The sequence below is a fragment of the Vibrio limimangrovi genome (assembly GCF_054064025.1).
The window spans coordinates 155,502-174,923 of the sequence record NZ_JBSUGF010000010.1; the positions used below are offsets into that span (position 1 = coordinate 155,502).

The window sequence follows — 19,422 nt, forward strand, 5'->3', positions numbered from 1 at the left end:
ATCTATTGAGTTGACCATGTCACGCCGCCTTGATACACAAGCCAAAACGCGGTGTGTTCGCTTTGTAAAATGGATTCGTAGCTGCTTTGCAATCGCAACAGTTGATAAGGGGCAAAACGCCAGTTAGCGATAGCACTGAATCGCTGTGGAGTATGGCCTGTTGCATTTAATACTGTTTCGATCGCTTCGCTTGTATTGGTGACGTCGTTATCGGTCAGAAGCCAGTCATAGCGAGCGCCGAGCTCAAGATTGTTGTACTGCCAACTTACTTGTGTGGTAATACCATGTTGAAATGCATCGAGTTCTGTTGTGATTTGTTGCGAGTCGATTAGCTTAGAATCAATAGATTGGCCCATCCATTCAAGCTCCCAATTAAAGTCATTCCACTCCAGGCTGCCGCCAATACTGACCAACGTGGTATCACCATCAAAAATGAGTGTGTCAGATGCTTGAAGAGAGTGCGAATGCCCGTTGGTGTCTTGCTGGTTTCTCTGCGCTGCTTCAAAGTAGGCGGCACTAGAGACGACTTTCAGTTGGTAATCATTGCGAAAACGGAACCATTGATAATGAAACCCGTAAGCGGAAGGTGACGCGGAAATCTCATCAAATTGAGCAGGGAAGTTGTTTCCCCGTCCAATCCAGAAGGTGAGATCGTAACTATTCTGAGCATAAGTTATTTGCACGCTGTCATCGGTGTATTGGCTACCCAGAAAAGCCTGCTGAGTCAATGACGTATCTAAAAATCGCCAATCATGCTCATGAGTACTGTTGTACAGACCAATTTGACTGAGTTGGCGACCGACGCGTAACGTCCAATCCTGATGAAGATAAGGCTGAAGCCATAGCTCTTCTAACTCGATAGATTCGCCGTGATGACTGCCTATGATCAGTTTTGTCGCCAGAATGTTATCTAAGCTGGCTAAAAAACCGAGTTCACCATGCATAAACTGTAAGCCTTCTTCATAGTGGAAAGCACTGTTGTCCGTTATGACACCGGGAATTGTGTAGGCGGACTCACTGTCCGTTTGATAGTAACCAACCTGAGCAAAAATATTCGTCTGGAGATTCACTTTGTCCAATAGGCCAGGCTCTGCCCGCAGAGGATTTACGATAAATATTAAGGCGAACAAGATGAGTGAACGAATCATTGCGCATCCTCCTCAATAAATGGGTTGGCATAACGGGGATTAGAGATGAATACCTCATCGCTTAACGCATTTAAAAACGCCAGCATGTCTTCTTTTTCCTCATGGCTCAAAGTGAAGCCCTTAACAAATTCACTTTTATTCGGGTTATTGCGCCCGTCTCCCTGATTTTCTCCTGAAGTGATGTTTCTTCCGCCACTGGCGTAGAAATCCAATACTTCACCAAGAGACGCGATGCTTCCATCGTGCATATACGGTGCGGTGTAAGCGACATTTCGCAGCGTTGGTGGTCGGAACTTACCTTTGTCTTTCGTATCTTGTGTTACGGTGAACAGACCATTGTCATCTACGGGATAACTCCCTTCCGAATCAAGGCTGTATAACCCCGTATTGAAGAAAGGCCGAGAGACAAACACAGAATCATCGTGCAGAGTCGAATCACTAAAATTGAATCCGCTGTGACAATGGAAACATTCCGTTTTCTCGCTGTTGAAGAGATCTTGCCCACGTATCGCAGCGCTGCTCATCGTACCGCGATCAAAATCAGAGTCTTTTGAAATCAATGCACGAGTAAACACACCAAGTGCTTTGATGATGTTAGGGAAAGTCACCGTATCCTGTTGGTCGGGAAACGCGGCATTAAATAAATTTTGATAGCTGACATCAGTCTCAAAGCGTTGCAGAATCTCTGTTCGATTTGAGTCGTTAATACCCAGTTCGACAGGGAACTCTCCAAAAAGTGGAATCACCAACTGTTGCTCAATCTCTTTTAAGACTGGGTTTGCCCAGGTGTAAGACGCGTTATAGGCAACGTTGGTTAATGTTTGAGAGTTTCTATGCAGCACTTCACCCGTTGAACCGGTTGGTAGCTTTGCCCCATCGGAAAACGCCAGTGCCTGCTGGTGGCAGGACTCGCACGACATTGTCTGATTGCCAGAAAGTTTGGTGTCGTAAAACAGATGTCTGCCAAGTTGAAACTTTTCCTCCGTTGCCGGGTTATCTTCCGGTTCTTTAGGGTGAGGAAGAGAGCCGGTTTGAAAGTCAAAACCAGATTCATTCACTGAGCTTGATGGTGTAGCGTCATAACTCGATTCGCTGTCACAGCCTACGATCGTGAATATCGTGAGCGATGCCAGCAAACCGAACTTGTGGCTTGCTGACATAAGACTTACTCCACCGATACCCAGGATTGAGAACTACTGCAATCACCCGCAGTACATTCACCGGTGACTACATCCAGTCCGAGGTTTGCGAACACTTCCTGACATTCCGGATCGACACTTGATGACATACAGCCGAGCGGAGTGTCAGCGGTGTTAAATGTGATATCACTATTCGCGACTAGGCGTTGGTAATCAAACACAATAACGTTGGTCGATGGCTTGAAATCATCGAACTGGTAGTGAGGACGATTCGGGCGAGATGAATCACAGTCAACAGTTTCTGTATTCGCGTCAATCACCTCACATCCCGTTGTTCCCAGGTGAATATTCCAGCCAGCTACATCCATGCGCAGGTGTTTATGTCCGTTCTGCCAGCTCCAGTTCATGCCCATCACATCGAGCGGAGAGATTGCGTCATCACCGTCTATACCGACGTGGTTCAACTCAGCAGGAACACCAAGAGTAAAGCGAACACCGGTGTAGTTTCCTTGTGGTACTTGCCCTGTGATCTGATGATTCAGTGCCTCGTTACCATTTGCACAGCTATCCGTTCCCGTCTCAAAATCCAACAGCGCGACATTCTTATACTGCCACTTACCATCTTGGATGAGCTTGAGTGGAGTTGCGATACCATTGTCATCGATCAGTTCAATTTCAGAGATGTACATACGCACATCGGTAAATTCAGGCTGAGTGTTATTGACTCCCGCGATTGCCGTGTCCATTAACTGACACTGAATATCTTGCTCGCCAACTCGCGCCGCAAATTCGAGGGTAACATTCTGAATGGCCGGCTCAGCTGTTGCGGCAGAACTGGAACCAGATCCACCGTTACATGCGGCAAGTAGGCCAACGCTAAGTGCAGTAAAAAGTGCTTTTGGAGTTTGTTTTTTGTTGAACATGGACTTTCCTTTCTAATTATTTTCCTTGGACGTCAATAATCATTCAGACGTACAAATACCTCCCGCAGCTTTATAAACAAAGGCGGGTATCGTGGTTTGTTTATTTAGATAAATTAGGCGAGCGGCATCAGGGCCAAACTACGCAAGGAAAGTCTGAGGTGGTGACTGTTTAGGTGCTAATGAGAGATAGATTTTGCGCTGGCAATGGATATGCGAATAGTCGACATAGCGTATCGAAACACGACACAGCCAAAGAGCAATAGCAGCAATAACCATCGCAAGAACTGATATTGAAAACTGACATACGTCTAACAGCGGGCAACTGAATTTAAGTGGATCATGAAATTCAGCGTTGGATGGTGAGCTGATGGTGTTATCTTCAATCAGCTCTTTGATGTCTACCCACTTAAAACCTTCTGCAGTACAGAGAAGGATCTTTTCTCCCTGTGCTCCAGACAGCCAGTTTTTGTTATGAACTTGTGATGGGTTGAGTGCCATCGTCGCCAGCAAATAGATCTGAAACAGCAAAGCGGCAATGACGTATAACGCCATTACTTTTTGTTTTATTTGCCGATTTGTCGCTATTTGCATCACAACATTCAATTAACCAAAATTGGGCGCAGATACTAACAAAGAAAGTAAGGGATTGTAATATTGTTTTTACAAAATAGTGACATGTGTAATTGGCACGAATCATTTATCTCAGTAAATGTCGACGCAGTGAATGTTTTTTTTGGGGGGGGGAATTGAAATGTAAAAAAGCCGCTAATGGGCAGCGGCTTAGTGAGAAATGATTACTGATCTTCCGCGAGCGCCATGCCACGTTGAGTCAGACCACAGAGCATCATTGGCATCGCGTTGAAGATTTCTTCAAACTGCTCTAACCCTACCATGCCTTGTTCAGCTAGTGCCTCAATGGTCGTTTCTGGATCATAAAGCATAGTCAGAGAAAGCAGCACGCCACCAAGTAGGGCATTATCTTCACTCTCTTCTGGCATCAAGGTTTCCCAATCGTCACGGGCTAATTGCCAACCCTGTAAGACACCTTCACAGAAATCACGAGTGGTGGCCGTCACGATATCTTGTTCATCCAGTGCACAACCAGCAGGCCACTCCCAGCTACCTTCTAGCAGCGCAGGGCGAGTCAGATTCCACATTTGTACAATCTCATCAATGTACTGTTCTAGCTGCTCACCATCACTGAAAGGTGCGGTTTCTTCTCCACCCCAAAGGAATGGTAGCCACTCTTGCGGCATCAAAAGATTTGGTGCAGAGGCCATCGCGGTGATAAAGCCTTGAGTTTTCGCTAGATTTAATAGTTTTTCATCGAGTTCTGGAAGAGAAAGAATGTCTTGTAGTTTCAAAATAGAATACCATTTGTTCATGGACTGGTTTGTTGCGGTCATCTTACCAATCAATTAGCGATAAATCGATATTAGGGAAAATTTGTTAACGCTCATGGAAATACGCTCATCACTCCGAAGAAAAAGCATTCTCGCACTCACATTCTATCTGTGCTTCTTTATCGCAACAGTTGGTTCGGTGGTGTACTTCGTGCTGGAGCCGCCTGTCCGTGAAAAATTAGAAAGAAATCTAGAGCTAAGAACGCAGCTTTTAGCCTCCCAAATCAAAGAGCCGTTACTTACCTCAACCAGTGTTCTCAATAGTCTGGTTGGGATTGCTCAGACTCCAGACCAAAGTAACGCTCTCAGTACGATCATTCCGCAGATATTGCGTTTAAGCGATGACATGATTGTCAGTGGAGGTGTGTGGCCAAAACCTCAGCACCAAGAGGACAAACCGAAGTATGCCAGTCATTTCTTCAACAAGAATTATGAAGGTGGCATCGATCAAATTCATTCTTATAACAACCCTGAATCCCGGGGGTATGATAAGGAGGACTGGTATGTTGCCGCCGCTGACCAGCCATCAGGTTCTATTCAATGGTCTTCAGTCTATATCGATACTTTTACCCAAGTTCAAATGATTACCGCGTCCGCACCTTATTACCGAGATGGTGAGTTTGCGGGAGTGGCAACGGTCGATCTCTCCTTAGAGGCATTATTCGAGTTTATTCGTGAGCATACTAGCCAATACTCGTTGGGCGTGACTATCCGTGACGCTAATTTAAACGTGATAATCGAGCACAATTTCCAACTGCGAAAAAATATGCACATCAGTGAACTCCTGTTTGAAGAGTTCAACTGGGAAATGGAAGTGGTGAACGCAAAAGCTCGCGTTGCGGATCAGGTTTTCTCTCAGGTCATGAGTGTCGAGAGTGGCATCATCCCGTTTTTGCTGCTGTGCGTACTGGTCGGCTATTACCTACTTAATCGTTATATTGTGAATCCAATAGTAAGGATCGCAGCCGAAGTTGACGACTCAAAAACAGGCGGGATCATCGACATAAATTATGACAGTGACGATGAAATAGGCCACCTCATCAACAAATTTAATGAGAAAACAATCTATCTGGAACAAGAGAAAGTTAAAGCTTTGGCCTCAACCAATGCGAAATCAGCGTTTCTGGCGACGTTGTCTCATGAAATCCGCACGCCAATGAACGGGGTTTTAGGTACAGCGCAGCTTTTACTGAAAACCGAGTTAACTGATGATCAAAGAAAGCAGCTCATTATGCTGTATGAATCTGGGGATCATATGATGACGCTGCTTAATGAGATTTTGGATTATTCCAAGATTGAGCATGGTCACGTGGAGTTTTCTAACTCACCGTTTCCAGTCGCGTCCATCATTGGAAGCATCAAAAGTGTTTACCACACATTGTGTACAGAGAAAGGATTGCAGTTACGCCTAGTCTCAAGAGTGCCTTCAGACCGCTGGTATAACAACGACAAAGCCAGATTACGCCAAATCCTTTTCAATTTGCTCAATAACGCGGTCAAGTTTACTGAGCATGGTGAAATAGAGGTGACGTTAAGCGAGCGTGTCAGCCAAAATGCAGCAACACTAACCATGGCAATTAAAGATACGGGTATCGGCATTTCTCAAGAGGCGCAGAAGCGCATTTTCCGTCCATTTGAGCAAGCCGAGTCATCGACGACCAGAAGATTTGGCGGCACAGGGCTTGGACTGGCGATTGTCAAAGAGATTGCCGAGCATATGGGTGGCAGTGTTTGCGTTGAAAGCCGCCCTAACGTCGGTTCCACGTTCACTGTAGAGATTGAATTGAGTCCATGTGAACCGGGCACAGTGGAATCCGCTATTCAGTATAAGTTGGATTGTCGCGGGTTAAGAGCTCTGATTGCTGACGATAACACCACGAATGCCATGATCATGGAAGCCTTTTTAACAGCGAAAGGCTTTGAATGTACGAGAGTTGAAAATGGTCAGTTAGCGGTCGAGCAAGTAAAAGCTCAGCAATTTGATTTGGTTGTGATGGACAATCATATGCCAGTTTTAGACGGCATTGGTGCCACAGCCGCCATTAGAGCGATGGACTCTCCAGCGAACTCTGTACTTATCTTTGGTTGTACTGCAGATGTGTTTAAAGAAACACAAGACCTCATGATGGAAGTGGGAGTGAACCACATCATTGCTAAGCCTGTTGTCGAAACTGAGCTCGATAATGCTTTGTACCAACACGCAGACTTACTCTATCAATACCAATAACGACGGCAAAAAACACGGTGTCTCACCATGCCCTGAACATGGACTCCCTGTTCAGCAACTTCTTCTAAACTCCAGTTAACTCTGAATTTTTACCTGTTAGTAGCAGAAGCGATCTATTCGGACGTTTGGAGTTGACATTTTATTCTAAAAAACTGTCATTTCTCATGTTCTAACCTCTTTATATATTAAAGAAATCTGGTTTTTTACTCCAATTTTGAGCAAAAAATAGCAATTTTCAGCCGAGTAGGTGAAATAAACTACTTTCATTTCAATTTTTGGTTATTAATTTACTACTGCATTTTAAAATCAGATACATAAACTACAATTGTTGTGTTCTAATAGCGTCATTATCTGGATGATTGGCCGATATATAGTTAATCATCTCTAATTGTTAATTAATTGTAGTATTTGATTTTAGAGGTTGATAAATGAAGTCTCGCGGACCATTTTGTATTCGTCATGCCGCAGCGGATACTTTTGCTATGGTGGTTTTTTGCTTTGTCACAGGGATGATTATCGAGATTTTGATTTCAGGGATGACCTTTGAACAGTCTCTGGCATCACGTACGTTATCCATCCCCGTAAACATTGCTATCGCTTGGCCATATGGTGTTTTTCGTGATTGGGTGTTACGCCAGGGCCATAAAGTTTCGCCGTCTTCATTTATGAAAAACGTGTCTGACCTAGTTGCGTATGTGCTGTTTCAATCACCGGTATACGCGGGCATTCTACTTGCCGTAGGCGCATCTACTGATCAGATCATCACTGCGGTTGCAAGTAACGCTGCTGTATCTTGCGGAATGGGCATTCTGTACGGCCACTTCTTAGACATGTGCCGCCGTTGGTTCCGAGTTCCTGGTTACTACCAAGGCGTTTAATTGCCCCTGTTTTGTTCAATTTAGTTACTTAGTGAGCAAACAACAGAAAAACAGGGCTTTTTTTCATGTTTAGCCTTGACCATAGGGCTCATAATCATTAAATTAGCGCCTCGTTAGCCAATGATGCTAACCACAATTTGATTCGGTGAGTTGTCCGAGTGGCTGAAGGAGCACGCCTGGAAAGTGTGTATACGGCAACGTATCGAGAGTTCGAATCTCTCACTCACCGCCACATTTGCTGAAAAAGACGTCCTAGGACGTCTTTTTTGGGTTATAAATCAAGAAATTACCTCTCATTAACGTCCACGCGCCTCACTAAAATCCACGCATTTGATGTATAAGACAATGTATAGTTTACTTTCCTTGTCGACAGCGTTATACATTTTTTTACGAGAAATCTTATACCAAACGTATACTCCGATAGGGCGAGTTAGAATACGGTAACTTTTTGGTTTACATCTCGTTTCTTCGAAAAAACGTATAACGAAAATTGAGCTCAATGAAGTCAGAAAAAGTTATACATTTTTGATAGAAATGAGGCGGCTATGAAGCGAAAGTTAACAAGTAAATTTGTTGAAAATGCCAAGGTCACAAACGGCAAAGATTTTCAAAGATTCAGCGACGGTGATGGACTGACTCTGGTTGTGAGGGCCTCGGGAACCAAAACGTGGCAATTTCGGTTTGTTAAGCCCGACGGGCGGGATGCAAATCTAGGGCTAGGGCGGTACCCAGAGATCACGTTGTTGGATGCACGCAAAACCGTAGCGGAATTTAGAAAACTCAGAGCACAAGGCTTAGATCCAAGTGTGGTGCAGCGCAATCGAAAAATAGAATTAAAACGTAGCGCCAGTAATACGGTTAAACAAATAGGTGAGATGTGGCTAGAAAAAGCGGCTACACGCGTAGTGCACAAGACCGCAGAGGGTTATCGGCAAAAGCTCAATAAACATATTTACCCTAAATTAGGCTCTATCCCGGTTTCCGAAATCAAGGCTGCGATGCTGATTGATGCGATGCGACCGCTGGAAAAGAAAGGGAAGTTGGAGACAGTGACTCGTACTATCGCGCTGTTTCGTCGGCTCATGAACTATGCCGTTAATAATGAATACATTGACCATAATCCGATAGGTAGCATGGCTGACGTATTTGAGAAGCCCAAGCGGGGTAATTTTGCTTGTATTGATATCAGCGAGTTGCCCGACTTATTGACCATGGTCGTACAATCGACGATGCGACCCGCCAATAAGTTGCTTTTCGAGTTCCAATTGCACACGCTCACTCGCTCTAAAGAAGCTACCGGCACTCGTTGGGAAGAAATCTCTTTTGAGGAGCAAATATGGTACTTGCCAGCGGAGCGTGCGAAAAATAGGTTAATGCATAAAATTCCTCTTACACCCGAGGTTATCGCTATTCTGAAAGCTGCTAAGCATCTATGTCGCGGCAGCGAGTACGTGTTTCCTTCAAGAAATTGTCTTAGAAAGCCCGTACATAGTGAGACGGTAAATGCTGCTTTTAAAAGGATGGGGCTGGGAGGGAAGATGACATCCCACGGTACGCGTTCGCTCGGCAGTACAACACTCTATGAGCGCACAGACTTTGAGTCGGTAGTCATAGAAGCCCTGCTTTCTCATACTGACAGAGATGGTATTCGGGATGCCTATAACCGCAACAAGTTTTTTCAGAAAAGAAAGCGGGCGTTAGAGTGGTGGAGCAAGCATGTTGTCGGTTTGACACATGGATTAACAAGTTACTCAACAATCGAGTTATAGGTATTAAGGAAAGGGCACTAGAGAGACAGTGCCCTAGGTTTTTTATCAATCTATCTCGTCTAAGCCACTTTGCAAAAGAACCTCGTTAATTTCACTCAATAGCCAGCCGGAAGCCCTCTTACCCAGTTTTATAGGCTGGGGCAAGCGGCCTTTCTCTATTTGAGCGTAAATATGTGACTTGGAGACGTTTAAGATACCGGTCAGCTCTGACAGTCTGATCACGCGTTCTTTCTCAATTTCACCTTGATACTGGTTACAACCCTTTCTCTTGTTTATCACATCACACAACCAAGTAAATACATCGTCTTTTCTGTAAAGCACTAGGTTACTTAGATACTGACTGTCAATTTTTTCTGGGAAATTGGGCAACTGAGGTATCGTGGCTTCAGAAACAGACAATATTTCGCAAATTTGATGCTTTTTGAACATATAAATAAATTCCGATTTCATTAATAAGAGAGTGATGAAATAAATGAGAGCTAAACACAAAAGCTCATGCTAGCTCTTTGTAAGAGATTTGAGGTTGAGGAAGTTAAGCTACTTTTCTGATGCTGGTAAAAGTTTTAGGCGTATAAGTTCATTTTCAACAGCGTCAGTGCAACTACAATCCTTAGTGATTTCTTCGTACATGTTTCCCCAACGCTCGAGGACAACGCGGCGCTTGCTTATAAACTTACTGCGATTGTAGATTTCTCGAATGTGATCTTTATCTGTGTGAGAAAGTATCATTTCGATGATCAATGATTCAGTGATGTCGAGCTCTTCATGCATTTCGCTACTAAAAATAGAACGAATACCGTGCGCTGACATTTTGCCTTTTAGTCCCTTGCTTCGAAGCAATTTTCCTATCGCATCTTTGCTGATCGGTTGATTAAAACTTTGGCGAGGCGAAGGAAAAATATAAGGACTTCCATTCGATACTACTTTAGCCAATTTCAATACTCGGTGAGCTTGTTGCGACATCGGGATAATGTTCTCAAGACCATTTTTTGAAAGCGAAGCTGGGATTGTGATAGTCATATCGTCAAAGTTGATATTGTTCCACGTGTTTTGCGTTGCTTCTTGAACACGCTGCGACGTTAAAAACAAGTAATCCCAGACTAGTTTGATCTGTAATGAGCATTCTGAGTCAGCTATAAGTGCGCTAAGAGCTGAGATCTCTTTGAACTCCACTGAGGCATGTGCTTTAGTTTTATGCCTGATGAGAAAGTGCCCAATCGTACTGAAGTCAATCTCATCGATTCCGTAGCGCAAGTTACCGATATAAAAAGCGCGACTGAGTAGTGAAATTACTTTGCGGTGTTGGGATTTATATCCTTTCCGATCTAGAGTTCTTGCGAAGTCGTACGCATGCTCTGCAGTAAAGGATGCAATGGGTATCGCTCCGATAGATGAATTCAAGAGGTATTTTTTAGCGCGGTTAAGCTCACCTTTATAAGTATTTTCTTTCCAAGTCGGACGCTTTTCTCTCAGGTACTCAGCGATTAATTCAGCGACAGTTGTCGAACTTTTGCCAAGGATCTTATTTAGAACATACTTCGGTTCTTTGCCTTGGTGTCTTTTTTCAGTCAGTGTCTCACGTAGTTTTCTGGCTTCTTTCAGACTGACAGAATCAAGCGAACCAAAAGTTAGAAGGGTTTCTTTACTGTTCAAGCCTTTAATCCTCATATGCCAAACCTTACGGCCAGTCGGGTACAGCATTAAAGCGAGACCACCCCCATCGTATAACCGTCGGGATTTGCCCCCCGGAGGACATGATGCATTTTTAATAGTGATAGCAGTAAGCAAATTTTTTTTAGACATGAGGCTCCCTTTTTTTGTGTTTTGATCGTTGACATATGTACACGTAAAGAGATTCGGGAACTTATCGGGGTCATATTTTTGCGTGATTTCTCGAGAAAATAGTGTTTTGAGAACTTGACTGGACGGATGTGTTTAGGTTTGGTGAAGGCCGCATGAACAGAGCTAATGCTTATTGTCAGATGTAAACAGATATACAACCCAGTGCAATGGGCCTGATATGATGATCGTCTTTTTTTGTGTTTCAACAGATTTTAAAAACTATTCATATCGACTTATTACAAGAGTCCAACGACGCACATCGCGCGATGTGACGAAACATGAATTTTAAATCTTGAAGGAGAAGATCATGGAAAAAGACTCAAAAGACCAACAAGGCTTGGTCAATGCCACACAACAAGCAGAGCAAAGGCCTTATGGTATTGCTGAACCATTAACAGATGACGCTGCGGTGAAAGCAGAGCCTGATGTGAACGAGGAGTTTTTACGATTCTATTCAACTTATCCCGAACACCGCCGAATGGATGTATTAGATGCGGAAAGATCATGGCATAACGCTGCATTGACTAATGAAGAAGTCATTGTATTACTTGAGTGGTTGAGAGAACGTCAGGAAGAAGATCCATCGTGGCACCCTCGAGCGACGGGGATGTTTGTACCCAAACTGGACAGTTTTCTAAAACAGCGCTGGTGGTTAAGTCCTAAGGCTCGCAGAAGACCATAGATAACATTTGTTCTCGATTTTTGCTTTATTTACGAACGGACGCCATTTGCCTAGGAGAGCGGTGGCGGTCCATTCGTTTGTCGTAAGCAATGCTTAATGACCGAAATCACAAAGCGAAGTAGCTAACTTTGTTGTTCGAGGAGGATTGGCTGCTGATGTTGTCAAAGAGTGCCTTTCTTTTTGGCGTAACTCCGTATTAAGCTCTTTGATTTCAAGCTTATCAGCTTTGACCTGTTTCCCCGCGCTTTACTCTACATAAACCCTTGCAAACATTCTCTGTGCCAGCTTTTGACTGGCTCAGGAAATAGACCTTTTTCACAACAATATTGGCAGAGTTCACTCTCGGTCATCGAGTAAGTCTCGGCGACGATGGCGAGTTTAGTTTGAGCAGACCAATGCTCTGATGAAGTGTTGCTGTTTGGCACAGTTACTCCTGAACATCTGTGCTCCAGCCGCCAATGATACAGGGTCACGGTGCTAATGTTTTCTTCTTCTGATCGTTTGCTCACTGATATTGACTTTGATTAGCTTAGTATAAAACCGTTAACGATAGTGCCGAATTTGTTGTAACTAGTTGGATTTGTTGTCTTTTATTGTTGTGCGGTCTGTTGTACTATGTCGCGCCTATCTAACATGTAAAAGAATCGAATCAATACATCTGTAATCTATAAAAGAGGCGCTATGGGTTTAGCTGAGGTAATAAGTGCGATTGCATTAGTCGTCGCATGTTGGGCATTAAAGCTTCAAAGGAATGAAATAATTAAAAATGGCAGAATTAGTGCATTGAGTCATACATCTAACTTGCTTCAACAAAAAATCGATTTCCATTCAAAGATAATTGATGCCCTTAAAAAGCAAGGAAAAGACTTTAAAGGTCATTCACAGAGAGTGAATGACGAATTACGTCCTTTAAAAGAAAAAGTAGATTGTGAGTTGTTAGACCTAATGGGACGTCACGAAGGAGTAATTAAATCAGAGGAAATTAAGAGTGCGATAAGTGCTAAAAAGCGAAATTGATTTCTAATTTTATAGACCTCATGTCTATACCAATATTTAAATATAATTGTTGTAATTTTTAGATAAAGGACGATGAATGGAGTTTTTTCCTAAACAATATTCTACAAAAAATCGAGGTGTAGTGGTCAACAAATTCCGGACACTATCTTAAGCCGATTTTCGGCACTTACTGGTCAACTGCCCTTCATTTACTTGATGAGGCTGTTGCCGGTTGTAGTAGTCCATCAAGTAATAGCTGATGTCTTTCTTAGCTTGGGTTTGAGTCAAATAACCTGTTGCTGGTATCCACTCGGTTTTCAAGCTTCTAAATAACCTTCCCATTGGTACATTATCCCAGCCGTTACCACGACAACTCATGCTTTGAGTTTACGATATCTCCAGAGTATTTGACGAAATTTACGACTGCTGTATTGGCATCCTTGGTCTGAATGGAACATTACGTTCATAGGTCTACCTCGTTGTTCCCAGGCCATATCTAAGGCTTTAGAAGCCAATTCAGCGTCAGGTTTATCCGATAAAGACCACCCCACGACGCTTCAACAGATTCGGGATATCTAGTCGCTCTGATTTGGCATGCTTATATCGAAGCGAGCCTGGTTGATTGCTCATCAGTCCGGCTTCTCGCATTATGTCTCTCATCTTGAATCGCCCGATTTCGATGTTTTCTGAACGCAACATAGATACGATAGTACGACTACAAGCAGAACCTCGACTTATGCTGAAGAGTGCTTTAATTCGGCTAGCGAGCCGAATGCGATTGGCATCCGGCTTTCTCTGCTTAAATTCGAACAGGACGAAGCGACATTGAACAGTTCACACAGCGTCTTAACCGATTCATGCTCCCTCAACTGGTCAATTACCGAGAACGTTCGAGTTCGTCCGACATTAAGAGAGCTGTGGCCTTTTTGAGTATGGATTTTTATCTTTCCAGCTGACTAATACAGGCTTCTAACTGCTGGATTTTCTGTTGTTCAGGCGTGAGAGCTTTGACTGGTGGAGTCGTGCCATCACGCTCAATCCTGAGTTGATCGACCCAGTGTCGTACAGTTGTTTCACCAACATCCATAGAGCGGTCTGCTTCTGGTATTGAGTATCCTTGATCAAGAACCAAGCTTGCAGCATCCATTTCGGATTCAGTAGAAAATGTACGTCGTTGTCGTTTTGTCATTGAACACCTCATTTATGGTGGAGACTTTACCACCTAATTTGGTGTCCGGGATCATTAAACCACTACACTTTTTAATCTTGCTGAAGAGTTCGGCAATTTATTAAAACTATATGATGCTATATGCATATTTTATCGAACTACAATAGCACCCTTACCAACACCCTCGTAAGCCACCACTTTCAAAGTTTGAACGCTACTCATAGACTTTTGGACTTCGTCTGCAATGTAGTTAGCTAACAACTCTATCGTGGTATCACTGTTTATTAATTCAGTTTCGCATTTGGCTATAGCAAGCTCGAATTTACCTTGAGGTGCGGTATAGCAAAAGCCAAAATGGCTATCGTCTGTGATTTTAATAGCACGTTTATTCAGAGTTAACATTTCCACACTAACTTGGTCTTCTACTGAGCCCAGGTAGATATCTTTCCAACGTTTAGCAAAAGCTGATTCGCGTTGATGATCTCTCTTTCCGTTAACGATAAGCTCTATTGGTGAACGGTGTCCGTGAGCAATTCGTTGACAATTGCCGTCATGCTTTTTTAGCCCATGTGAGTAATGGTAGAAGGCTCCGTCGATATTTTCGTGTCTGAGTGTTATTTCTATGCCACTTATATTGTCTGGTAAGTGTGACTTCAATAGTTGATATAAATGCTTTGTTACGGTTTCAACTGTAACGGCATTGCTATCGATCAAACAGTAAGCTTCTTCAGGGCAGCATAGGTGGATACTTTTTTCACCACGCATTAAGTCTAGCGTTAAATAGCCAGAATCAGATGGTTCATAGTGAATAGCGGCGTTTCGCATCGGTACTATTAGACGGTGGTCTACATACTGGTCTACAAGATGTTTAATCTGTTTTTTAACCTGTCCAAAATCAAGCACCATGCTCATTTCGTTTAGTGCGCCAGATAGAGATATGTCTAGAATCCAACTTTCTCCAACCATTCCTCGCGTTTCACATAGATATGAAGCATCGATCACAGTTAGGGCTTTGACAAATAGATTCAAAATAAAACCTTAATGATATTGATAGTCTTTTTTGTAAATGCTTATTATACCTTAAGATGGTCCACATGCATGGCTCATTGATACAAACTCTCGATAACGAACAGTCTTTTCTTGTTTAAAAGTTACGCTTCGGGTGAGTTCCCTGTCAATTATGGGCTTGTTTTAACTATGTTTTATTGGTTGAGTTAGAATTATTTTACACCATAATTATGAATCATAAAGCTAGGACCTACCGTCAATAAAGTGGTAGCCTAAAAGACAGATATCAATACTAGGCCTTTGGGACCTGGTTGCTAAAAGCGGTCAGTGAGTAGCACTCACAAAGAAGGACACGTCATGGAGAAATGTTAATGGATGCGTATAAGTTAAGCTTGATAGGTTCTCGTTTATTTCAATACGAGGTTAAGCCATTTTTAATAGGTGTGTCTAGCGGTCAGATTGCACCAGAGACTGATTCTGGTGATTGGAATGAATTGAAAAAGAAAGCACAGAACAATCGTGTGTCTGATGATGAATTGAGAGCTATGGTGGATATGTGTGGCTACGAAAAGCTCGGATTATTATATGAACTGATGGATGAGTTAGAACGATAAGAGAAGGCAGGTGCCTTCTCTTTCTTAAGCTTAATCAATATAGATCGGATAGTCGTTACGCCATCCTTTTTGGATCTCATACAATCTCAGTATATTCGTTGCGAACAGTTGCTTTTCCGAGGTTGTGTTCTGAAAATCATTCCATCTACGAGTATACTTTATCTCAAGTTGTTCTCCATTACTCCCTTCTTGGTTTGTGCGTAGCAAACCAAGTTCCCAATGCTCGCGGCTAAAGTGGCATTGATCCTTAATCAAAGATAGTTCCTTGATAAAGAAAGTCGGAGATGGTAATTCAGACGTAAGAATTGATTCGTTGCTTACGTTTTTTGATGGAGTCATAAATACTCGAAGCATATGACGGCAAAGGTAGGAAAAGCCGACGATCGAAGTACCATGCGTAATGTAGGTACGTTTCATATCGCGAGATTTTTTAGCCCAATCTTCGTGGAATACGGTACTAACAGCTACCCAAAAGTTTTTAAGCACTTGAATGAACTTTTCACGAGAAGGTTCCTCTAGTTCTTGATATACGCGTACGCCAATAGTATTCAATATCTGGCGTTGAACATTGGTAACAAACTCGGTAATAGATGACTCTGCAATCATTCCGTCTTTGTTGCCGTTTGACTTTATCAAACCATACAGTGGTGATTCTAGGTCGCGGAAACCTAACTCTTCACACATCGAAAGTGGGAATGCTTTTTCCGCAAGGGCTGGTGGCTTGTAAATATCATCGTATAGTGCAAGAGCATTTAACTGAACAGAGGTCAGGGGTTTGCCTAAATTTAGGATCAGGAACTGCTGAATATAGTCAGACTCATTCTCTGAAATAAAGATAGAAACCGGTAAAGGGTAGCTCTCATGATGACTGTTTTTGACACCGCCTGAACGTTGTTGACCGTCAACAATCGCACCTGGTAGTTCACTAGATGGTTTATCTGGGTCATACGGTACAACTAAGTGCCCGAACTCTGAACCTTCCGCGATAGGCTCAAATTTTACTGAATGATCAAAACCAATAACTAGGTTTGCTAAAATTGTGGAGTTTTTAGATTCAACATAATCGGTGATGGATTCGATATGTTTAGGCAGTTCGCTACGCTGATAGCCATGAATATACTCACCTTCACGAGTGATATGCACAATCTTAGCGACGTCACGAACTTTTTTACCTTCAACCCAGCCAGTATAAACAGTAACTCCGTTTACAACTTCTTGGATTACTTTAATTCTTAATACTTCTGACATGGGTTATTTTACTTCTGACTCAAGTGATTTAATAACGCGATTCTTGTACTTAGTTACAATCGCTAAGTTGTGGATACCGCGGCGGCGGTTTGTTTGGTTTGAACGGAATATAATATTCATAAGCCCACCTTCACAGATCCCACAAGTACATTGACGCCACTCACGCTGCTTTAGGAAAGTACGATACTTTTCTTCGCTATTGGCAAAGGTTGCCACTTTCGATGGAGTGAACTTTGATGGCAGGTAGGCTTCATTGGTCACTTTTTCATAAGCGATGAGTGCTTTTAGTGTACCTTCCAAATCAAGCGCGGTCTCATCATAGTGCTGGAGTTTTTTCAGACAGTCTTGCTCTAGACGCTTTACACACTCATTTACTGATAACGCCGTATTCGACAGGTTAATATCGTACTCGTTATTCTCACCCATAGCTCTAATGTGGTTATGAAGTTCGTCACGATATTTTTCTATGTGATCCTGAACGTTTTTATGATCACACTGACGTGCTCGAATCATTAATGATTCTTTGAATTTGGCATGCTTCTCATCTTGCGGTAGTGAGTAGTACTTGCCTCCTTTTAGTCCTTGCATTAAAGGAGATGTACTGTCAGCACTCGTTACACCAGCCTTAATGTAACTTGGAATATTATCAAAGCGGCAAATACCTAGTAGATGAAATTCTGTGTCAGGGTGGCGAACTTCACTTAGCTTTTCTAGGAGTTCAAGGATTTCATCAGTTTTGGCTTTGATCATACCGCCTATAGTTATCCTACGGTAACCCATCTCTTGAAGCTCTTTGACTGAGCGTATGAAAGAGGGGACATCGTAACCGTGGGCGACTCCGTAGGCTTCAAATGTATAGTCTTTCGCTTTATCAAAGAAAACTTTAGCATTATCCAAAGTGATTTTTATACGACGTTCACTCTCTTGTATTAGTTCGTGAAAGGCGTGCGAGCCATTGTTCTTTATAAACTCATCTTTTGATTCTTCACTCTTGAAGTATGGGAAAACAATATGGTCGAGTGAAATACCATAATCAAAGCCACCACGGTGATAAAACTCGATCAGTTCTTCAACCGTAAATGGAGGCTCTTTTTCTGCATGATAGTCGAAGGCACCACAGTCACCCATTAACTTGACGTTCTCGAACTTTCTGCTATTGAGACGTAGGAACTCACGTGCGCCGTTGAAATAGAAGTCTTCGGTCAACTCTTGTTCGTAGTACTTGCCGCGCTTTTGCATTGTTCCTACGCCAGCAAGAGATACCAGCATACCGTCGTAAGGAAGATCAGTTAAGATCTGGTGAGGGTAGTGATCATCATCATACTGGCGGTGATTTGGAGTAGGGTAATGGTCTCTCCCATCAAAGTTGGGGTTGACGAAATCTTTATTGTCAGGAAAGTAAAAGCGAAACTCAGTCACGTTAAACCTTTGTTAATTTGATTCGATTGTAAAGATCGCGAAAACGGGTATCCATACAAGCGTTGCCTGCTTCTTTGTATTGTGTGAAGAGACGACCTTGACCCACGTTACCTTGCTCCAGCAATGCTTGTTCAATAAATGCAAGAATGAAGTCATCATCACGCTTAACTCGAGCTGGCTTTATGGGGACCGTTATAGTTTGCAACTCTTTATTTAGGGCCGCGATAATAGCATTGAACGGTTCGTTTGTAAGTCTTAATTGCTCAACAAACATATACAATGCAATTGAAGTGACATTTCTATCGCTAATCGCTAAGGCGCTCTCTTTGGCTTTAGAATGGCTTAGCACATTGCGTGACGTCTGTACGAAGCGACATTCATAAGCCTTTAGTTTTTGGGGAATACTTGACGAAATGATCACTATACGCTCATTGTCGAACGCATCGTTTTCTAGCGTAAAGAGCAAATCATCTTGTACTGCTCTCAAATACTCATTGCTTAGGCAAAAGATAAACTGGTCTCCTGAGTGCGCGTTTACATACTCAAAAATAGAAGTTCCTGGCAATTCAGATTGACATACCGAAGACCACCACGAGGATTGAGGAGAGGGGACTCGGTCTTTGTTTGCGCTAAAAGTCGCATTGTAACTAGGCAACTCAGTGTTACTCATCACTAATCCAAAACCTGCTGACAATATAGATAGTTTGAACTGATTTTTTTCAGCTAGCTTTTTGGCATATAGAAAAGCTTGGCCATTGTATAAGCGTGAGGTTGGGTGACGCTCTGACGTTTGCTTGAATGCGTCCAACCAAGAGTTTAGAGACTGATTTAAATCAGCAGTGTTATGTTTAGAGAAACACATCTTTTCTGGTGCTGAACTCGTTTTCTGTGCACTGCACGGGACTAATAAATGTATCTCTGGCATATCTATCTCCTATCAACAACGCAAGATTCTATC

At 42.8% G+C, this 19,422-nt stretch carries 17 protein-coding genes, 1 tRNA gene and 2 pseudogenes; 7 read left to right on the top strand and 13 right to left on the bottom strand.

What is annotated here, in order from left to right; translation table 11 throughout:
• Window positions 1-2 precede the first annotated feature (2 nt).
• The 5 genes from ACWYU8_RS15140 to ACWYU8_RS15160 all read right to left on the bottom strand — a co-directional run bounded on the left by ACWYU8_RS15140 (window position 3) and on the right by ACWYU8_RS15160 (window position 4,616).
• Complete coding sequence (locus ACWYU8_RS15140) at window positions 3-1,148, bottom strand: hypothetical protein (RefSeq protein ID WP_457520506.1); 1,146 nt, start codon at window positions 1,146-1,148, stop codon at window positions 3-5.
• Window positions 1,145-2,308, bottom strand: a complete 1,164-nt coding sequence (locus tag ACWYU8_RS15145) for an MbnH family di-heme enzyme (RefSeq protein WP_457520508.1) — start codon at window positions 2,306-2,308, stop codon at window positions 1,145-1,147. The genes ACWYU8_RS15140 and ACWYU8_RS15145 overlap by 4 nt, the downstream gene beginning before the upstream one ends.
• Window positions 2,309-2,313: 5 nt before the next feature.
• A complete protein-coding gene (locus ACWYU8_RS15150) occupies window positions 2,314-3,210 on the bottom strand; it encodes an MbnP family copper-binding protein (RefSeq protein ID WP_457520510.1) in 897 nt (298 codons plus the stop codon).
• A gap of 138 nt (window positions 3,211-3,348) precedes the next feature.
• Window positions 3,349-3,762 (bottom strand): hypothetical protein, encoded by a 414-nt coding sequence (locus tag ACWYU8_RS15155; protein ID WP_457520512.1) that lies wholly within the window; start codon window positions 3,760-3,762, stop codon window positions 3,349-3,351.
• Between the two features lie 242 nt (window positions 3,763-4,004).
• Complete coding sequence (locus ACWYU8_RS15160) at window positions 4,005-4,616, bottom strand: YecA/YgfB family protein (protein WP_457520514.1); 612 nt, start codon at window positions 4,614-4,616, stop codon at window positions 4,005-4,007.
• A 52-nt stretch (window positions 4,617-4,668) separates the two neighbouring features.
• On the opposite strand from ACWYU8_RS15160, the pseudogene ACWYU8_RS15165 reads away from it, so the two are divergent.
• The 4 genes and pseudogenes from ACWYU8_RS15165 to ACWYU8_RS15180 all read left to right on the top strand — a co-directional run.
• Window positions 4,669-6,837 (top strand): annotated as a pseudogene (locus ACWYU8_RS15165) (ATP-binding protein); the annotation flags it as partial.
• Between the two features lie 431 nt (window positions 6,838-7,268).
• On the top strand, window positions 7,269-7,718 hold the full coding sequence (locus tag ACWYU8_RS15170) for an L-alanine exporter AlaE (protein WP_457520516.1): 450 nt from the start codon (window positions 7,269-7,271) through the stop codon (window positions 7,716-7,718).
• 144 nt (window positions 7,719-7,862) lie between these two features.
• A tRNA-Ser gene (locus ACWYU8_RS15175) sits at window positions 7,863-7,950 on the top strand.
• A gap of 313 nt (window positions 7,951-8,263) precedes the next feature.
• Window positions 8,264-9,487 carry a tyrosine-type recombinase/integrase gene (locus ACWYU8_RS15180; RefSeq protein ID WP_457520518.1) on the top strand — a complete coding sequence of 408 codons (1,224 nt, stop codon included), beginning with the start codon at window positions 8,264-8,266 and terminating at the stop codon, window positions 9,485-9,487.
• 45 nt (window positions 9,488-9,532) lie between these two features.
• On the opposite strand, the gene ACWYU8_RS15185 is transcribed toward ACWYU8_RS15180, so the two are convergent.
• Together ACWYU8_RS15185 and ACWYU8_RS15190 are read right to left on the bottom strand one after the other, a co-directional pair.
• Complete coding sequence (locus tag ACWYU8_RS15185) at window positions 9,533-9,916, bottom strand: helix-turn-helix transcriptional regulator (protein WP_457520520.1); 384 nt, start codon at window positions 9,914-9,916, stop codon at window positions 9,533-9,535.
• Between the two features lie 108 nt (window positions 9,917-10,024).
• Complete coding sequence (locus ACWYU8_RS15190; protein ID WP_457520521.1) at window positions 10,025-11,290, bottom strand: tyrosine-type recombinase/integrase; 1,266 nt, start codon at window positions 11,288-11,290, stop codon at window positions 10,025-10,027.
• Between the two features lie 346 nt (window positions 11,291-11,636).
• On the opposite strand from ACWYU8_RS15190, the gene ACWYU8_RS15195 reads away from it, so the two are divergent.
• Entirely contained in the window at window positions 11,637-12,011 is a 375-nt protein-coding gene (locus ACWYU8_RS15195; protein WP_457520523.1) for a hypothetical protein, read from the top strand.
• Between the two features lie 251 nt (window positions 12,012-12,262).
• Here ACWYU8_RS15195 and ACWYU8_RS15200 read toward each other — a convergent pair whose 3' ends face one another.
• Window positions 12,263-12,436 carry a hypothetical protein gene (locus ACWYU8_RS15200; RefSeq protein ID WP_457520525.1) on the bottom strand — a complete coding sequence of 58 codons (174 nt, stop codon included), beginning with the start codon at window positions 12,434-12,436 and terminating at the stop codon, window positions 12,263-12,265.
• A 256-nt stretch (window positions 12,437-12,692) separates the two neighbouring features.
• Here ACWYU8_RS15200 and ACWYU8_RS15205 point away from each other — a divergent pair, with 256 nt between their 5' ends.
• The gene (locus tag ACWYU8_RS15205) at window positions 12,693-13,028 is read left to right on the top strand and encodes a hypothetical protein (RefSeq protein ID WP_203499831.1); all 336 of its coding nucleotides are present in this window, start codon (window positions 12,693-12,695) and stop codon (window positions 13,026-13,028) included.
• A gap of 125 nt (window positions 13,029-13,153) precedes the next feature.
• On the opposite strand, the pseudogene ACWYU8_RS15210 reads toward ACWYU8_RS15205, so the two are convergent.
• Together ACWYU8_RS15210 and ACWYU8_RS15215 are read right to left on the bottom strand one after the other, a co-directional pair.
• Window positions 13,154-14,196: pseudogene (locus ACWYU8_RS15210) on the bottom strand (DDE-type integrase/transposase/recombinase).
• 129 nt (window positions 14,197-14,325) lie between these two features.
• Window positions 14,326-15,204 (bottom strand): 6-pyruvoyl trahydropterin synthase family protein, encoded by an 879-nt coding sequence (locus ACWYU8_RS15215; RefSeq protein WP_457520527.1) that lies wholly within the window; start codon window positions 15,202-15,204, stop codon window positions 14,326-14,328.
• A 350-nt stretch (window positions 15,205-15,554) separates the two neighbouring features.
• Between ACWYU8_RS15215 and ACWYU8_RS15220 the strand changes: the two genes are divergently transcribed.
• Window positions 15,555-15,797, top strand: coding sequence for a hypothetical protein (locus tag ACWYU8_RS15220; protein ID WP_276424160.1), 243 nt, complete (start codon window positions 15,555-15,557; stop codon window positions 15,795-15,797).
• 30 nt (window positions 15,798-15,827) lie between these two features.
• On the opposite strand, the gene ACWYU8_RS15225 is transcribed toward ACWYU8_RS15220, so the two are convergent.
• The 3 genes from ACWYU8_RS15225 to ACWYU8_RS15235 are packed head-to-tail and all read right to left on the bottom strand — an operon-like array spanning window position 15,828 to window position 19,389.
• Entirely contained in the window at window positions 15,828-17,045 is a 1,218-nt protein-coding gene (locus ACWYU8_RS15225; protein WP_457520529.1) for a DGQHR domain-containing protein, read from the bottom strand.
• 3 nt (window positions 17,046-17,048) lie between these two features.
• Complete coding sequence (dpdA, locus tag ACWYU8_RS15230) at window positions 17,049-18,464, bottom strand: tRNA-guanine transglycosylase DpdA (protein WP_457520531.1); 1,416 nt, start codon at window positions 18,462-18,464, stop codon at window positions 17,049-17,051.
• Between the two features lies 1 nt (window position 18,465).
• The gene (locus tag ACWYU8_RS15235; RefSeq protein WP_457520533.1) at window positions 18,466-19,389 is read right to left on the bottom strand and encodes a DUF6884 domain-containing protein; all 924 of its coding nucleotides are present in this window, start codon (window positions 19,387-19,389) and stop codon (window positions 18,466-18,468) included.
• Window positions 19,390-19,422 lie beyond the last annotated feature (33 nt).

What these genes read in the sequence shown, in the direction of transcription:
- ACWYU8_RS15140 (WP_457520506.1), bottom strand. Translation starts at nt 1,148, where the DNA reads ATGATTCGTTCACTCATCTTGTTCGCCTTAATATTTATCGTAAATCCT.
- ACWYU8_RS15145 (WP_457520508.1), bottom strand. Translation starts at nt 2,308, where the DNA reads ATGTCAGCAAGCCACAAGTTCGGTTTGCTGGCATCGCTCACGATATTC.
- ACWYU8_RS15150 (WP_457520510.1), bottom strand. Translation starts at nt 3,210, where the DNA reads ATGTTCAACAAAAAACAAACTCCAAAAGCACTTTTTACTGCACTTAGC.
- ACWYU8_RS15155 (WP_457520512.1), bottom strand. Translation starts at nt 3,762, where the DNA reads ATGGCGTTATACGTCATTGCCGCTTTGCTGTTTCAGATCTATTTGCTG.
- ACWYU8_RS15160 (WP_457520514.1), bottom strand. Translation starts at nt 4,616, where the DNA reads ATGACCGCAACAAACCAGTCCATGAACAAATGGTATTCTATTTTGAAA.
- ACWYU8_RS15170 (WP_457520516.1), top strand. Translation starts at nt 7,269, where the DNA reads ATGAAGTCTCGCGGACCATTTTGTATTCGTCATGCCGCAGCGGATACT.
- ACWYU8_RS15180 (WP_457520518.1), top strand. Translation starts at nt 8,264, where the DNA reads ATGAAGCGAAAGTTAACAAGTAAATTTGTTGAAAATGCCAAGGTCACA.
- ACWYU8_RS15185 (WP_457520520.1), bottom strand. Translation starts at nt 9,916, where the DNA reads ATGTTCAAAAAGCATCAAATTTGCGAAATATTGTCTGTTTCTGAAGCC.
- ACWYU8_RS15190 (WP_457520521.1), bottom strand. Translation starts at nt 11,290, where the DNA reads ATGTCTAAAAAAAATTTGCTTACTGCTATCACTATTAAAAATGCATCA.
- ACWYU8_RS15195 (WP_457520523.1), top strand. Translation starts at nt 11,637, where the DNA reads ATGGAAAAAGACTCAAAAGACCAACAAGGCTTGGTCAATGCCACACAA.
- ACWYU8_RS15205 (WP_203499831.1), top strand. Translation starts at nt 12,693, where the DNA reads ATGGGTTTAGCTGAGGTAATAAGTGCGATTGCATTAGTCGTCGCATGT.
- ACWYU8_RS15220 (WP_276424160.1), top strand. Translation starts at nt 15,555, where the DNA reads ATGGATGCGTATAAGTTAAGCTTGATAGGTTCTCGTTTATTTCAATAC.
- ACWYU8_RS15225 (WP_457520529.1), bottom strand. Translation starts at nt 17,045, where the DNA reads ATGTCAGAAGTATTAAGAATTAAAGTAATCCAAGAAGTTGTAAACGGA.
- ACWYU8_RS15235 (WP_457520533.1), bottom strand. Translation starts at nt 19,389, where the DNA reads ATGCCAGAGATACATTTATTAGTCCCGTGCAGTGCACAGAAAACGAGT.